This window comes from Nocardioides pinisoli (assembly GCF_024199985.1).
Lineage (GTDB): Bacteria > Actinomycetota > Actinomycetes > Propionibacteriales > Nocardioidaceae > Nocardioides > Nocardioides pinisoli.
Genome location: NZ_JANARS010000002.1, coordinates 510,753 through 525,434, shown reverse-complemented (window position 1 = coordinate 525,434; position 14,682 = coordinate 510,753). Strand labels below are relative to the sequence as shown.

17 protein-coding genes are annotated in these 14,682 nt (G+C 72.0%); 3 read left to right on the top strand and 14 right to left on the bottom strand.

All coding sequences use genetic code 11. The features are described 5' to 3' along the window. Nucleotides 1-86: 86 nt before the first annotated feature. Both NCI01_RS06615 and NCI01_RS06610 read right to left on the bottom strand, forming a co-directional pair. A complete protein-coding gene (locus NCI01_RS06615) occupies nt 87-872 on the bottom strand; it encodes an enoyl-CoA hydratase/isomerase family protein (protein WP_254180673.1) in 786 nt (261 codons plus the stop codon). 28 nt (nt 873-900) lie between these two features. After that, the gene (locus NCI01_RS06610) at nt 901-2,499 is read right to left on the bottom strand and encodes an ABC-F family ATP-binding cassette domain-containing protein (RefSeq protein WP_254180672.1); all 1,599 of its coding nucleotides are present in this window, start codon (nt 2,497-2,499) and stop codon (nt 901-903) included. Nucleotides 2,500-2,610: 111 nt separating this feature from the next. Between NCI01_RS06610 and ypfJ the strand changes: the two genes are divergently transcribed. Beyond that, on the top strand, nt 2,611-3,531 hold the full coding sequence (ypfJ, locus tag NCI01_RS06605) for a KPN_02809 family neutral zinc metallopeptidase (RefSeq protein WP_254180671.1): 921 nt from the start codon (nt 2,611-2,613) through the stop codon (nt 3,529-3,531). A gap of 19 nt (nt 3,532-3,550) precedes the next feature. Here the strand turns inward: ypfJ and NCI01_RS06600 are convergent, their stop codons facing one another. The 3 genes from NCI01_RS06600 to NCI01_RS06590 form a co-directional block, all read right to left on the bottom strand. Continuing rightward, nucleotides 3,551-4,480 (bottom strand): aminoglycoside phosphotransferase family protein, encoded by a 930-nt coding sequence (locus NCI01_RS06600; protein WP_254180670.1) that lies wholly within the window; start codon nt 4,478-4,480, stop codon nt 3,551-3,553. Nucleotides 4,481-4,726: 246 nt separating this feature from the next. Beyond that, nucleotides 4,727-5,332 carry an acVLRF1 family peptidyl-tRNA hydrolase gene (locus NCI01_RS06595; RefSeq protein WP_254180669.1) on the bottom strand — a complete coding sequence of 202 codons (606 nt, stop codon included), beginning with the start codon at nt 5,330-5,332 and terminating at the stop codon, nt 4,727-4,729. 43 nt (nt 5,333-5,375) lie between these two features. Further along, the gene (locus NCI01_RS06590) at nt 5,376-6,350 is read right to left on the bottom strand and encodes an AraC family transcriptional regulator (protein ID WP_254180668.1); all 975 of its coding nucleotides are present in this window, start codon (nt 6,348-6,350) and stop codon (nt 5,376-5,378) included. A gap of 128 nt (nt 6,351-6,478) precedes the next feature. On the opposite strand from NCI01_RS06590, the gene NCI01_RS06585 reads away from it, so the two are divergent. Then, nucleotides 6,479-7,129, top strand: a complete 651-nt coding sequence (locus tag NCI01_RS06585) for an NAD(P)-dependent oxidoreductase (RefSeq protein ID WP_254180667.1) — start codon at nt 6,479-6,481, stop codon at nt 7,127-7,129. 6 nt (nt 7,130-7,135) lie between these two features. Here NCI01_RS06585 and NCI01_RS06580 read toward each other — a convergent pair whose 3' ends face one another. From NCI01_RS06580 to NCI01_RS22640, 3 genes are all read right to left on the bottom strand, one after another. Further along, complete coding sequence (locus tag NCI01_RS06580) at nt 7,136-7,681, bottom strand: NYN domain-containing protein (RefSeq protein ID WP_254180666.1); 546 nt, start codon at nt 7,679-7,681, stop codon at nt 7,136-7,138. Nucleotides 7,682-7,777: 96 nt separating this feature from the next. Then, complete coding sequence (locus tag NCI01_RS06575; RefSeq protein WP_254180665.1) at nt 7,778-8,176, bottom strand: ASCH domain-containing protein; 399 nt, start codon at nt 8,174-8,176, stop codon at nt 7,778-7,780. A 17-nt stretch (nt 8,177-8,193) separates the two neighbouring features. Then, nucleotides 8,194-8,976 (bottom strand): aminoglycoside adenylyltransferase domain-containing protein, encoded by a 783-nt coding sequence (locus NCI01_RS22640; protein WP_254180664.1) that lies wholly within the window; start codon nt 8,974-8,976, stop codon nt 8,194-8,196. Nucleotides 8,977-9,096: 120 nt separating this feature from the next. On the opposite strand from NCI01_RS22640, the gene NCI01_RS06565 reads away from it, so the two are divergent. After that, nucleotides 9,097-10,062 carry an SMP-30/gluconolactonase/LRE family protein gene (locus NCI01_RS06565; RefSeq protein ID WP_254180663.1) on the top strand — a complete coding sequence of 322 codons (966 nt, stop codon included), beginning with the start codon at nt 9,097-9,099 and terminating at the stop codon, nt 10,060-10,062. Between the two features lie 118 nt (nt 10,063-10,180). Here NCI01_RS06565 and NCI01_RS06560 read toward each other — a convergent pair whose 3' ends face one another. The 6 genes from NCI01_RS06560 to sufD all read right to left on the bottom strand — a co-directional run bounded on the left by NCI01_RS06560 (nt 10,181) and on the right by sufD (nt 14,679). Beyond that, the gene (locus NCI01_RS06560) at nt 10,181-10,564 is read right to left on the bottom strand and encodes a metal-sulfur cluster assembly factor (protein ID WP_302181619.1); all 384 of its coding nucleotides are present in this window, start codon (nt 10,562-10,564) and stop codon (nt 10,181-10,183) included. Then, nucleotides 10,561-11,028, bottom strand: coding sequence for a Fe-S cluster assembly sulfur transfer protein SufU (sufU, locus tag NCI01_RS06555; RefSeq protein WP_254180662.1), 468 nt, complete (start codon nt 11,026-11,028; stop codon nt 10,561-10,563). Before sufU ends, NCI01_RS06560 begins: the two co-directional genes overlap by 4 nt. A 1-nt stretch (nt 11,029) precedes the next feature. Next, nucleotides 11,030-12,265: a cysteine desulfurase gene (locus NCI01_RS06550; protein ID WP_254180661.1), complete on the bottom strand. Its 1,236-nt coding sequence runs from the start codon at nt 12,263-12,265 to the stop codon at nt 11,030-11,032. Nucleotides 12,266-12,365: 100 nt separating this feature from the next. Beyond that, nucleotides 12,366-13,124, bottom strand: coding sequence for a Fe-S cluster assembly ATPase SufC (gene sufC / locus NCI01_RS06545; RefSeq protein WP_254180660.1), 759 nt, complete (start codon nt 13,122-13,124; stop codon nt 12,366-12,368). Beyond that, complete coding sequence (locus NCI01_RS06540; protein WP_254180659.1) at nt 13,121-13,456, bottom strand: non-heme iron oxygenase ferredoxin subunit; 336 nt, start codon at nt 13,454-13,456, stop codon at nt 13,121-13,123. The genes sufC and NCI01_RS06540 overlap by 4 nt, the downstream gene beginning before the upstream one ends. Then, entirely contained in the window at nt 13,456-14,679 is a 1,224-nt protein-coding gene (sufD, locus tag NCI01_RS06535) for a Fe-S cluster assembly protein SufD (protein ID WP_254180658.1), read from the bottom strand. The genes NCI01_RS06540 and sufD overlap by 1 nt, the downstream gene beginning before the upstream one ends. Nucleotides 14,680-14,682: the final 3 nt, after the last annotated feature.

Below are 14,682 nucleotides of genomic sequence, written 5' to 3'. Positions count from 1 at the left end.
TCCTCCTGAGGTCCACCACCGTGAACTCCCGGCGGAGTGTCATTGTCCCTCGCGCCACCGACGCCGCGCGCGGCGGCGTCGTCGTGTCAGCCCGCGAAGGCCGCCGCGACGGCGCGGAAACGGCGTACCTGCGCCTCCCGCTCGAGGCGCCGCTGCTCGTCGAGGTCGCGGTCGGCCGCGCCCTGGAGCAGGGTCTTCGTCTCGCTGACCACGCCCGCCATGGGCGCGACGAGCGCGGCGGCGAGGTCGGCCACCGCGGCGTCGAGGTCAGCGGCCGGCACGCACGCGGTGGCCAGGCCGATGCGTGCGGCCTCCTCCCCCGTCACGACGCGCGCGGTCGCGCAGATCTCGAGAGCCCGGGCGTAGCCCACGTGCTCGACGAGCGGCTTGGTGCCGGTGAGGTCGGGGACCAGGCCGAGTGCCGACTCCTTCATGGAGAGCTTCGCGTCGTCGGCGACCACGCGCAGGTCGCACGACAGCGCGAGCTGGAAGCCGGCGCCGATCGCGTGGCCGCGCACCTTGGCGATCGACACGAAGCGTGGGTCGCGCAGCCAGGTGAAGCCGCGCTGGAACTCCTCGATCCGGGCCGACGCCTCCTCGTCGCTCAGGGCCAGCAGTGCCAGCACCGTGCCCTCGCCCGCGTGGGCCGGGTCGAGCATCGCGCGGTCGAGGCCGGCCGAGAACGTGTCGCCCTCCCCCGTCACCACCACGACGCGTACGTCGTCGGGCAGGCTCGCGCCGAGCTCGGCGAGTGCCAGCCACATCGCCGGGGTCTGGGCGTTGCGGACCTCGGGTCGGTCGAGGGTGACGGTCGCGACCGGGCCCTCGATCTCGAGGCGGAGGCCGACGGCGGCGAGGTCTGCGGGAGTCATGGAGCGAGGTTACTACCCGCGAGTAACCTCAGGCGAGCGACACCAGGTCGGCGTACTCGTCGCTCCACAGGTCCTCGTCGCCGTCGGGCAGGAGCAGCACCCGGTCGGGCGAGAGCGCACGCACCGCACCCTCGTCGTGGGTGACGAGGATGATCGCTCCGGTGTAGCTCCGGATCGCGTGGAGCACCTCCTCGCGGGAGGCGGGGTCGAGGTTGTTGGTCGGCTCGTCGAGCAGCAGCACGTTGGCGCTCGAGACCACCAGGATCGCGAGCGCGAGCCGGGTCTTCTCCCCCCCGGACAGCACGCCGGCGGGCTTGTGGGCGTCGTCACCGGAGAAGAGGAACGACCCGAGCACGGAGCGGGCCTGGGTGTCGGTGAGCTCGGGTGCCGCGCTGTGCATGTTCTCCAGCACGGTCCGGTTGACGTCGAGAGTCTCGTGCTCCTGGGCGTAGTAGCCCATCTTGAGCCCGTAGCCCGGCACGACCTCGCCCGTGTCGGGCTTGTCGACACCCGCCAGGATCCGCAGCATCGTCGTCTTGCCGGCTCCGTTGAGGCCGAGGATCACCACGCGGCTCCCCCGGTCGATCGCGAGGTCGACGGCGGTGAAGACCTCGAGCGAGCCGTAGGACTTGGACAGCTCGGTGCCCATGAGCGGCGTCTTGCCGCACGGCGCGGGCTCGGGGAACGCGATCCGCGCGACCTTGTCGGCCTGGCGCTCGGTCTCGATGCCGGCCATCATCTTCTCGGCGCGCTTGAGCATCGACTGCGCGGCCTGCGCCTTGGTGGCCTTGGCCCGCATCTTGTTGGCCTGGTCGGTGAGCACCTTGGCCTTGTTCTCGGCGTTCTGGCGCTCGCGCTTGCGGCGCTTCTCGTCGTCCTCGCGCTGGGTGAGGTAGTTGTGCCAGCCCATGTTGTAGATGTCGATGACGGCGCGGTTGGCGTCGAGGTGGAAGACCTTGTTGACCGTCGCCTCGAGCAGCGCGTTGTCGTGGCTGATGACCACGAAGCCGCCGCGGTGCGCCTTGAGGAAGTCGCGCAGCCAGATGATCGAGTCGGCGTCGAGGTGGTTGGTCGGCTCGTCGAGCAGCATGATCTCGGCGCCGGAGAACAGGATGCGCGCGAGCTCGACGCGACGGCGCTGGCCACCGGAGAGCGTGCCGATGGGCTGGGCGAGGAGCCGCTCCTCGATGCCGAGGGCGGCGGCCATCTGCGCGGCCTCGGACTCGGCGGCGTAGCCGCCACCGGCGTGCAGCTCGGCGTCGGCGCGGGTCCACCGCTTCATGCCGCGCTCGTGGACCTTCGGGTCCTCGCTCGCCATGTCGACCTCGGCCTCGCGCAGTCGTCGTACGACGTCGTCGAGGCCGCGCGCCGACAGGATCCGGTCGCGGGCGATCACCTCGGGGTCGCCGACCCGGGGGTCCTGTGGGAGGTAGCCGACGTCGCCGCTGCGCAGGACCTGTCCCGAGGCAGGCTGGCCCTCGCCGGCGAGGATGCGGGTGAGGGTCGTCTTGCCGGCTCCGTTGCGCCCCACGAGGCCGACCTTGTCGCCTGCGGCGATGCGGAAGGTGACGTCCTCCATGAGGAGCCGCGCGCCGGCTCTGACCTCGAGCTTCTGGGCGGTGATCATCTCGGACGACATCCTACGAAGGGGTGGAGGCGAGAGCCCCATCGGCGACGCAGGCGCTAGTGTGCGCAGAGGTCGAATCGACCGTCATGACCTGCGGAAAGGCAACGTCACATGCGCTTCAACCCGAAGGCCGACATCAGCGGAGGCCGGGTCAGCGACGCGGGCCGCGGCGGAGGTGGCGGAGGCGGCATGCGCATGCCGCTGCCGGGTGGCACGCGTGCCGGTGGCGGCATCGGCGGCATCCTGATCATCATCCTGTTCGTCGTCCTGACCCAGTGCGTGGGCGGCGGTGGCGGCGGGACGGGCATCGACCCGAGCAGCCAGGGCGGCACCCCGGCGGGCATCGAGCAGGACAGCGAGCGCTACGCCAACTGCCGCACCGGCGCCGACGCCAACGAGGACGCCGACTGCGCCCGCAAGGCGGTGCTGCTCTCGCTCGAGCAGTACTGGGGGGCCACCCTGCCCGAGCAGGCGAGCGCCGAGCTCGCGCCGGCGCAGACCATCACCTTCAGCGGCGGCGTCAACACCGGCTGCGGGCAGGCGACCTCCCAGGTCGGGCCGTTCTACTGCCCGGCCGACCGGCAGATCTACCTCGACACGACCTTCTTCGCCGACGTGCTGGAGGGCCAGCTCGGCGGCCAGGGCGGCGACTTCGTCGAGCCCTACGTGCTCGCGCACGAGTACGGCCACCACATCCAGAACCTGATGGGCACGATGGGGCAGGTGCGCACGCAGCAGGGCGCCGACTCCGACGCCGTACGACTCGAGCTGCAGGCCGACTGCTACGCCGGCATGTGGACCGCCCACGCCGAGGACAGCGAGCTGATCACCCTCGACGACGGCGACATCGCGGAGGCCCTCGACTCCGCGAAGGCCGTCGGCGACGACCGGATCCAGCAGAAGTCGGGTCAGGGCGTCGATCCTGAGGGCTGGACCCACGGCTCGTCGGAGCAGCGGATGGCGTGGTTCACCCGTGGCTACAAGGAGGGCACCCTCGAGGCCTGCGACACCTTCTCCGCCTCGTCGCTCTGACGCGCAGCCGCACAGCCGGTCAGCCGTCGCTGAGCAGCGCCTCGATCTGGCCGACCTGGCGCTGCATCGAGCGGATGTAGGGCGCGACGCTGGGGTGGCGGAACTTGCCGGCGAGGGCGCCCTCGCCGTCCGCGACCCGCGCCAGCGCCCAGTCGAGCCGGGTCAGGGCGGTGTAGACGGCCATCACCCGGGCGCCGGTCGCCACGTCGGCGGCGTCCGCGAGGCCGGCGGGCAGCGCGGCGACGTAGGCCTCCACGAGGTGCTCGACGTCCTCGCGGGTCGCCAGCGACAGGTAGCCGAGGTCGGCGCCGACCGGCCCCCGGCCGAGGTGCGCCCAGTCGATCGCCACGGCGCCCTCGCCGTGCCTGCCGGGGATGTTGGCCGCCGACGGGTCACCGTGCTGCGCCACCTGCGGGAGGGCGTCGCAGCGGTCGAGCCACGCCGCGCGACGCGACCACAGGTGGTCGGCGATGTCGGACACGGGCGTACGGGCCAGGGTGCGCCAGCCCCCGCGCCTCTCGACGAGCCGGAGCCTGCTCCGCAGCTGGTCGCGCGCCAGCCAGGCGTGCTCACCCAGGTCGACGGCGGCGAAGCGGCCGAGGCAGGCGGCCAGCCACAGGCCGGGAGGGTCGCAGGGCTCGACGCGCTCGTGGACCAGGGTGATGCCCTCCTCGTCCTCGTCGACGCGGACCACGGGCGCCTCGCGCAGGCCCGGCGCCTCGGCGACGACCCCGCTCAGCGCGACGTCGGCGGCTCGCCTCCAGTAGTTCACGTCGCCCGGCGCCAGCACGCCCGGGAGGTCGCGGGGGTCGGGGGCCTGCAGCCGCTTGACGACCACGTCGCGGCCCTGGTGGGTCGCCGACCAGAGGCCGACGGTCGCGGGCCCCGACCCCGGCAGCCGCTGCCACCCCGGCTCCGGCTGCCAGCCCGTCGCGGTGGACCCGTCCATGCGCGTGAACCTAGCGCACGCGGTGTCAGGGGTTGGCGACCTCGCCGTGAGCTCGCGCGGAGCCTCCGCCACCTACGAGGCGAGGGCGGAGCTGCTGGCCAGTCGCCCGCCAGGCGACCCGGCGCGCCCTCGTCCGTCCGGGGGGTAGTCAAGGGTGAGGTGGACCGGGACGGGCCCGTAAAGGGACAGATGGCCCTTAATTACCCCGGCAGTCGCCCGCGGTCGGCGAACGGAAGATCGACGCCCTCAGGCGTTGACGACGTCCACGACGATCGCTTGCGCATCGGCGACGGCGCGGTCGAGGACGGCGCGCCGCGGGTCGGGCACGGGCAGCCACGGGTCGACCACCGTGACCGACGACAGGCGCGGGTCCTCGAGGACGGCGTCGACCGCGGCGTGGTCGCCGCCGGTCACCACGAGGCGGACGCCACCCAGGATGCGGGCGGCGTGGTCGGCCGCCGCCTCGTAGGCCTGCCGCGCCTGGTTGTCGCGTCGGCGCGCGAAGCGCTGCTGGCTCTGACCCCCGGCCTTCGTGCGTCCCTGCACGTGCCGCTGACCGACCTTGTGCTCGACGAGCGCCTGCCCCCCCATGCGGGCGACGGCGAACCCGCCCTTACGCACGAGCAGCACGCCCCACTCCCCCGGCGCCACGGCGGCCGCGGCGAAGTCGCCGGCCTCCGCCGGGCCGTCGTACGCCGTCGCGAACGGCAGGCGTGCGGTGAAGTGGGACCCGTCCTCGGCCTCGCCGCGCAGCGAGCCGCCCGAGACCGCCAGCGCCGCGCCACCGTGGCCGGTCGTGAAGTTGTCGACCCACCGCTCCCAGCGGGCGGCGGGGACCAGGACGGAGGGCACGACCGCACGCTAGCGGGTCGATTGGGCGCCGTGACCGTGCCGGTCACTGGTGCGCGCGAACGGGGTCCGGTGCGACGAGGCCCTCCGGCAGGACGATCACGGCGGCGTCGCGGCGCGCGTAGGCGCCCGGGGTCATCCGGTGCGCGCGCCGGAACGCCCGGTTGAAGGCCGCCTCGGACCGGTAGCCCACCCGCTCGGCCACCCGGGCCAGCGGCAGCTCGCGCTCGCGCACCATGCGGGCCGCGAGGTCCATCCGCCACGAGGTCACGTAGGCCATCGGCGGCTCGTCGAGCACGGCACGGAAGCGGTCGGCGAACGCCGAGCGGGACATGCCCGCCTCGGCCGCCAGGGACGCGAGCGTCCACGGCGCGGCCGGGTCGGCGTGGAAGGCCGCCAGCGCGCGCCCCACCTGCGGGTCACGCAAGCCCGCCACCCACCCGCTCCCGTGCGCCCCGGACTCCAGCCAGGACCGCACCACCTGTACGACGAGGACGTCCGCGAGCCGGGCCGTCACCACGTCGCTGCCGGGCCGCGGACGGCGCGACTCCCGTCCGATGACGTCGAACGCCGCACGCATCCAGGCGGCGTCGTCGCCGTGGCCGGCCCGCAGCACCGGCGGGAGGCTGCGCAGCAGTCGTGCGACGCCCAGGCCGCTGAAGCTCACGGCGCCGCAGACCACCTCGCTCCGGGCCCCGGGCCCGGGGATGCTCAGCCGCTCGTAGCGCTCGCGCAGCTCGACGCGGGGCAGGTCGAACAGGGGCGTGGCGGCGCTGCCGGGGGCGTCGAGGATCGTGTGGCCGGCGCCGGTCGGGACGAGCACCATGTCACCGGCCACCAGGCGCGTCGTCGTCCCGGCGGCCTCGAGCACCAGCTCGCCCTCGGTGACGAGGTGGAAGACCACGGTGCCCGGGAGGGGCGGGATCTCGATGCCCCACGGTGCGGCGAGCTCGGACACGGCGTAGAAGACGCCGCTCATGCCGAAGTCGGTGAGGGTCTCGGACAGCACGTCGCGCTCCACCCGTCGAGTGTCGCGCGAACCGGACGAACGAGCAAGAGCGCCGGTGATACCGGCATTGATCGTCCAGCGAGCAAGCACGAGTCTGGAGACAGCCCGGACCAGACCGGGCCCGACCTCAGGAGGAAGACATGAAGGTTCTCGTGGTGGGAGCGAGCCGGGGCACCGGCGCCGAGCTGGTCGCCGAGCTGGTGGAGCGGGGTCACCTCGTGACCGCGTTCTCCCGCAGCCCCGGCGACCACGGCGCGGACGTGCGCACCGTGACCGGCGACGTGCTGGACGCCGACGCACTGGGCAAGGCGATGGTCGGGCAGGACGCCGTCGCCGTCACCCTCGGCATCCCCGACAACCCGTTCCTGGTCCGCCTGACCCGCCGGGCGAGCTCACGGCTCGACGTCCGGTCGGCCGGCACGCGGGCGGTGCTCGACGCGATGCACCAGCACGGCGTCCGCCGGCTCGTGGTGCAGTCGACCTATGGCATCGGCGACACCTACCGCCACCTCCCGCTCGCGCTGAAGGCCTTCTTCACCCTCGCGATCCGGCCCCAGGTCGACGACCACGAGCGGCAGGAGCAGATGGTGCGCGACAGCGGGCTCGCGTGGACGATCGTCCGCCCGACCGTGCTGCACGACGACGCGACCGCCGAGCCGGCGTACGTCGGCACGGACGACGCGGCGCCGACGATGAAGGTGTCGCGCCGCCAGGTCGCCCGCGCCGAGGCCGACGCCCTGGAGGACGGGCGGTCCGGCCGCGTCCTCACTGTGACGGCCCGCGCCGCGTGACCAGCCTCAGAGGAAGTCGAGCGGGTCGAACTCGTCGATCGGGATGACCCGCACGCGCGGCAGGGGCGTGTTGAAGGCCCCGAGGTCGTACTCGAGGTCGAAGATCCGCAGGCCGGGCAGGGTGCGGAACTGCGAGTTGACGAACTCGGTGAACCCGATGACGCCGACCTGGCGGCTGCCGTCACAGAGCGCGGAGACCTGGTCGACGAAGTCGCCGTCGTGGCTGACGAGCACCACGTCGGCAGGCCGGTGGACGAGCGCCTCGGCCGTGCGCTGGATGGCGATGTCGACCACCTTGCCCTCACCGCTCAGCGGAATGGGCTTGAAGCCGATCGCGAGCAGCGCCTGGACGAAGCTCGTCGGGAGCTCGGTGCTGGCGGCGAGGAAGAACAGGCCGGTGACGTCCTGGTCGAAGGCCCGCTCGGCCCACTCGAGGAGCCGGTCCCAGCGCGGCCGCTCCTCCGGACGCGGACGCCGTCCCAGGATCGAGGTGCCCAGGGTGGCGTCGATGTTCTCCCCGTCGACGAGGAGGTAGGTCATCCGCTCAGCCATGCGAGGACTCTCCCACACGCCGTGGCGAGGTCCGGGGTCCCCGCGGCGTCGTCCGGGGGAGCGAAGCGGAGGAGAAGAACGTCGTGGGGTGGTCTCTCAGGCCTGGTAGACGACCTCGAACGACTCGGTCACGTCGTCACCGGTGACAGTCACGTCGCTGACCTCGATCAGCGCACGTGGCCGGCCGGAGCCGTCGCAGAGGATGGACAGCACACCGGCCCGCGGGAGGTCACCGGCGTAGTCCGCGACGGTGGCGGTGGTGCTCCCCCGCTCCTCGGCGAGCACCGTGTCGACGAAGGCGTCGGACTCCTCCGCCGAGTCGCCGAAGGCCCACGCCGGGGGCGGCACGGACTCCAGCGTCGTCGGCCCGAAGTAGGTCGGCGCGGCGTTGAGCTTGGCGTGGAAGCGGGCGAGGTCCCAGAAGACGCGCAGCTCCTCGTGGTCGAAGTCGATCTCGCTCAACTCGACGGCGCTGGGCTCGACCTCGGGATCCATGAGCGAAGGGTAGCCAGTCACGCCACAGCCGCGACGTACGCCGCGAACTCGCGCGCCGCTTCCATCGACCCGGGACGCGGCGGCGCCTGCGGGTCCAGGCCGAGGTCGCGGTCGGCGAGCACCTGCTGCAGCAGCGGCCGCCACGAGGGCTCGCCGTGCACCATCACCCACCGCAGCGCGTCACGCTTGCTGGCGACCTCGCCCGTGCGGATCGTGTAGAGGCTGCGGCTGGCCTGCACGACGAGGTAGCGCTGGCACCACGCGATCGTCGGTGGGCACCAGCCGAGGACGTCGTCGACCAGCGTCGCGAGGCCGGCCCGCGCGGTGTCGCGCAGAACGTCGCCGGGGACCGGGTCCATCAGCTCCACCGGGCACGGTCCGACCAGGGTGATGCCGTGCTCCCGCAGGACCCAGCGGGTCCACGGCTGGTTGCAGTGCTCCGACCACGACATGACGTCCGAGCCATGGTCGACGTGGAGCCACTCCCGGCCGAGTCCCGTCACCGACCGGAGGTCCCCGGCGACGGCGTACGAGCCCTCGAGGTGCCCGAACCAGAAGCCGTCGCGGCGCGGCAGCTCGGCGTGGAGGCGCCGCAGCGCGCCCTCCTGCTCGGCGTCGGGTCGCTCGCGCACCACGACGAGGAAGTCGCAGTCGCTGTGGATGTCGCCGGCGCCGAGGGCGAACGAGCCCTGGAGGTAGGCGCCGACGAACGACTCGCCCAGCGCGTCCTGGGCGCCGGTGACGAGGTCGTGGAGCACGCCGTTGAGCTCGGCGTAGCGGGTGGGGTGGGGGTTGAGCACGGATGGAGTGTGCGCCTGCACGGGCGTCGCCGCCACGGATTAATCGGCCCCACTGAGCGACCTCTGGTCCGGTTGCCGTCGCCGGGCTACGGTCGGGAGTCCCACCCACTCGGAGGTCCCATGCGCCGCTCCACCGTCTCCAGTGCCGCCGCTGTCCTCGCCCTGACGCTGCTGCCGGGCGTGTCACCCACCACCGCCGGCGCCGCTCCCCCGGGCGACCGCCCGTTCCCTTCCCGGATCGAGCTGCCGGACGGCTTCCAGCCCGAGGGCATCGCCCTCGGCCCCGGTCCCACCGCCTGGTTCGGCTCGCGGGTCGACGGCGACATCTACGAGGTGTCGCTCCGCACCGGCGAGGGGACGGTCATCAGCCAGGGTCCCGGCACCCCGTCGGTCGGCATGAAGTCCGACCGCCAGGGCCGCCTCTTCGTCGCCGGCGGCACCTCGGGCACCGCCCGGGTCGTCGACACCGAGACGGGCGACGTGCTGCTCGACCAGGCGCTCACCACCGGCACCAGCTTCGTCAACGACGTCGTGCTGACCCGCGGTGCTGCCTGGTTCACCGACTCCTCGAAGGCGCAGCTCTACCGCCTCGACCGCGAGCCCGGCGGGGCTCCGGCCGCCGCGGTCACCACCGTCCCGCTGACCGGCGAGTGGGTGCAGGGCACCGGCTTCGGCGCCAACGGCATCAGCACCACGCCCACCGGGCGGGCCCTGCTCGTGGTCAACTCGACGACCGGCCTGCTCTACCGCGTCGACCCCGCCACCGGTGAGGCGACCGAGGTCGACCTGGGCGGCGCGTCGCTCACGGCGGGTGACGGCATGCTCCGGCACGGACGCACGCTCTACGTCGTACGCAACCGGCTCAACGAGATCGCCGTCATCGAGCTGTCGCCCACCGGGCGGAGCGGACGGCTCGTGCGGACCATCACGGCCGGCGACCTCGACCCCTCGACGTCGTTCGACGTGCCGACCACGGTGGCCAGGTTCGGCTCGCACCTCTACCTGCCCAACGCGCGCTTCTCCACGCCGCCCACCCCGACCACCGACTACTGGGTCACGAAGGTACGGGCGCGGGCCGGCGACTGATCCGCCCGGCAGCCGAGGCGCCGGTTCCCGGTAGCTGGCCGGAAGCAGCACTCCCGCCCCCCATCGATGGGGGCGGGAGTGGTCGTACGGGGCCGTTGCCGGGCGAGGCCGGCTGCGCTCAGACGTTGAAGCCGAGCGCCCGCAGCTGCTCGCGGCCGTCGTCGGTGATCTTGTCCGGGCCCCACGGGGGCATCCAGACCCAGTTGATCGCGACGTCGCCGACGAGGCCCTCGAGGGCCGACTCGGTCTGGTCGGTGATCACGTCGGTCAGCGGGCAGGCCGCCGAGGTGAGGGTCATGTCGAGGACGGCGTTGCTGTGCTCGTCGAGGTGGACGCCGTAGACGAGGCCGAGGTCGACGACGTTGATCCCGAGCTCGGGGTCGACGACGTCCTTCATCGCCTCGGTCACGTCGTCGACGGTCACCGTCGACGTGCCGCCGCCCTGTCCTGCCTCGGGCACGTCGGGGAGGTCGCCGTGGTCGATGGCCTGGGAGTCGGTCATGAGGGGGCTCCTTCTGATTGGGCCTGGGTGGTCGCGTCCTTCCACGCCATCCAGGAGAGCAGCGCGCACTTCACGCGCGCGGGGAACTTGGCGACACCGGCGAAGGCGATGCCGTCCTCGAGGACGTCCTCGTCGGGCTCCACCTGGCCCTTGCCCTGCATGAGCTCGAGGAACGTCTGGTGGATCGTCATCGCCTCGTCGACCGGCTTGCCGATGACGAGGTCGGTCAGCACCGACGCCGAGGCCTGCGAGATCGAGCAGCCGACGCTGTCGTAGGACACGTCCTGCACGACAGCCCCGTCCGGACCGTCGGAGAGGTGGACCCGCAGGGTGACCTCGTCGCCGCAGGTGGGGTTGACGTGGTGCACCTCGGACTCGAAGGGGTCGCGCAGCCCTTTGTGGTGCGGGTTCTTGTAGTGGTCCAGGATGATGTCCTGGTAGAGCGCGTCGAGGTCGGTGCTCATCTCATCCCACCTTGAAGTAGCTGCGGGCGTGGTGGAGCGACTCGACCAGCGCGTCGATCTCGGCGGGCGTCGTGTAGAGGTAGGACGACATCCGGGTCGAGCTCTGCACGCCGAAGCGCGCGTGCGCCGGCTTCGCGCAGTGGTGACCCGCGCGGACCGCGACGCCGCGCGAGTCGAGGACCTGCGCGATGTCGTGCGGGTGTACGCCGTCGAGCTCGAACGAGATCGCCCCGCCGCGGTCGGCCGCGTCGAGCGGGCCGAGGACCGTGAGGCCCGGCACCGACTGGAGCCCCTCGAGGGCGTAGGCCGTGATCGCCTGCTCGTGGCGGTGGATGGCGTCGAGGCCGATGTGGCGGAGGTAGTCGACGGCTGCGCCGAGGCCGACCGCCTCGACGATCGGCGGGGTGCCGGCCTCGAAGCGGTGCGGCGCCTTGGCGTAGGTGGAGCGCGCCATGGTCACCGTCTCGATCATCTCGCCGCCACCGTGGAAGGGAGGCAGCTCGTTGAGGAGCTGCTCACGACCCCACAGCACGCCGATCCCGGTCGGGCCGGTCACCTTGTGACCGGTGAAGACCAGGAAGTCGCACCCCGTCGCCTGTACGTCGACCGGCAGCTGCGGCGCAGCCTGCGAGGCGTCGATGACCGAGTAGGCACCGACGGCCTTCGCCCGGGCGACCAGGTCGGTGACCGGGTTGATCGTGCCGAGCATGTTGGACACCCACGTGAAGGCGACGACCTTGGTGTGCTCGTCGACCAGCTGGTCGGCGTTGCCCATGTCGAGCCGGCCGTCGTCGGTCAGCCCGAACCACCGCAGCTCCGCCCCCGACCGCTCGCACGCGAGCTGCCACGACACGATGTTGGAGTGGTGCTCCATCTCGGTGATCACGACGTTGTCGCCGGGACCGAGCTCGATCGTGCGGGCGAGCAGGTTGAGCGCCTCCGTCGCGTTCTTGGTGAAGACCACCTCGTTGCGCGAGGAGGCGTTGAGGAAGCCCGCCACCTGGTCGCGCGCCCCCTCGTAGGCCTCCGTCGCCTCCGCGCCGAGCTGGTGCATGGCGCGCGCGATGTTGGCGTTGTGTCGCTCGAGGTGGTCGACCATCGTGTCGATGACGACCTGCGGCTTCTGCGAGGTGTTGGCGCTGTCGAGGTAGACCAGCGGCACTCCCCCCGCGAGCGTGCGCTCGAGGATCGGGAAGTCCTTGCGGATCACGTCGAGATCCGGGAGCAGTCCTTCCATTGCGTTACCTCGTTTCGGCGGTGTGAGAAGTGGTGCTGGTCAAGGCGGAGGAGCGAAGGCGACCTTTGAGCGGAGCGACGACAACGCAGCCCAGCGCCGCTTATCGCGCCGCCGACAGGTAGCGGTCGTAGCCCTCGGCCTCGAGCTGGTCGGCGAGCTCCTTGCCGCCGGACTCGGCGACCTTGCCGTCGACGAAGACGTGGACGTAGTCGGGCTCGATGTAGCGCAGGATGCGGGTGTAGTGGGTGATCAGCAGGACACCCTTGCCCTCGCGCTCACGGAAGCGGTTGACGCCCTCGGCCACGATCTTGAGCGCGTCGATGTCCAGGCCGGAGTCGGTCTCGTCGAGGACGGCGACCTTGGGGTCGAGCAGCTCGAGCTGGGCGATCTCGTGGCGCTTCTTCTCGCCGCCGGAGAAGCCCTCGTTGACGCTCCGGGTGCCGAAGCTCGGGTCGAGGTTGAGCCGCTCGAGGGCGCCGTTGACGTCCTTCACCCACGTGCGCAGCTTGGGCGCCTCGCCGTCGATCGCGGTCTTGGCGGTCCGCAGGAAGTTGGACACCGAGACGCCGGGGACCTCGACGGGGTACTGCATGGCCAGGAACAGGCCCGCGCGGGCACGCTCGTCCACGGAGAGCGACAGCACGTCCTGGCCGTCGAGCGTCACCGAGCCGCCGGTGATCGTGTACTTGGGGTGGCCGGCGATCGAGTAGGCCAGCGTCGACTTGCCGGAGCCGTTGGGCCCCATGATCGCGTGGGTCTCCCCCTCCTTGATGGTGAGGGTGACGCCCTTGAGGATCTCCTTGGGGCCGTCCTCGGTGTCGACGGTGACGTGGAGGTCGGTGATGACGAGCTTGCTCATGCGGGGGTGACTCCGTTCAGGGTGGTCTCGGTGTCGACGTACACGTCGGTGCCGCGTACCTCGACCGGGAAGGTGGCGACCGGCTCGGTCGCGGGAAGGTTGGTGGGCTTGCCGGTGCGCAGGTCGAACATCGACCCGTGCAGCCAGCACTCGACCTGGCAGTCGACGACCTCGCCCTCGCTGAGGGCGACCGCGGCGTGGCTGCACTCGTTCTGCAGCGCAAAGACCTCGTCGCCGTCGCGGGCGACCACGACCTCGAGGCTGCCGAGCGTCACCGCCAGGCCCTGGTCGGTGCTCACCTCGTCGAGCGCACAGGCGCGTTCGAACGCCATCAGTCGTCCGACCCGAACGCGGCCAGCGAGCCGACGTCCTTGAGGACGTTCTTGGCGAGCTCGGCCTCGACGGTGGTGAGCAGGCGGTCCTCGATGGAGGGCACCCCCACCTGGCGGATGAGGTCGTTGAAGAAGCCGTGCACGACCAGGCGCTGCGCCTCCTGCTCGGAGACGCCGCGCGACTGGAGGTAGAACAGCTGGTTGTCGTCGAAGCGCGCGGTGGCCGAGGCGTGGCCGGCCCCCTCGATCTCCCCGGTCTCGATCTCGAGGTTGGGGATCGAGTCGGCCTGGCAGCCGTCGGTGAGCACGAGGTTGCGGTTCTCCTCGTAGGTCTCGATGCCCTCGGCGACCTTGCGGATCAGCACGTTGCCGACCCACACGGTGTGCGCCTTCTCACCCTGCAGCGCGCCCTTGTAGACCGCGTGGGACTTGGTGCGCGGAGCGGTGTGGTCGGCGAAGATCCGGTGCTCGATGTGCTGCCCGGCGTCGGCGAAGTAGAGGCCGAGCAGCTCCGCCGAGCCGCCGGGGCCGTCGTAGGTCACGTTGGCGTCCATCCGCACCAGGTCGCCGCCGAAGGAGATCGCGGCGTGCTTGTAGGTGGCGTCTCGACCGACGCGGGCCTGGTGGTGCGAGAGGTGGACGGCGTCGTCGGCCCAGTCCTGGATCGAGACCACCGTCACGTCGGCGCCGTCACCGACAGCGATCTCGACGACTGCGGCGATCGTGGAGGACCCCGTGTGGTTGAGGACGACGATCGCCTTGCTGTGCGCGCCGAAGCGCATCGCCACGTGCCCGGCCTCGGTGACCGAGACGTCCTCGCCGTCGAGGTCGACCACGATCGGCTCGGGCACCTCGGTGTCGGCCGGCACGTCGATGAGCAGGCTGGCGGGGACCTCCGCGAGCACGCGCGCCGCCCAGCGGGTGTTGGGCACCAGGCCGGAGAGGCCGCGGAGGGCCCGGGCCTCGTCGCCGGAGACCCCCTCGATGCGCACGCCCTCGGGGGTGTTCCAGGTGCACGAGGTGGCCGAGCGCATGAACTCAGCGTCGGCGTGGAGGCCCTTGAGCCGCTTGAGCGGCGTGAAGCGCCAGATCTCCTCGCGCCCGGTCGGCACCTCGTGGTCGGCGACGTCGAAGGAGCCGGCCGGGTGCAGGTGGCTCTCCACCTTGGCGGGGGCGGGCTCCTGCTCCAGCGCGGAGCGGACGGAATCAGTGGTGACGGTCAAAGC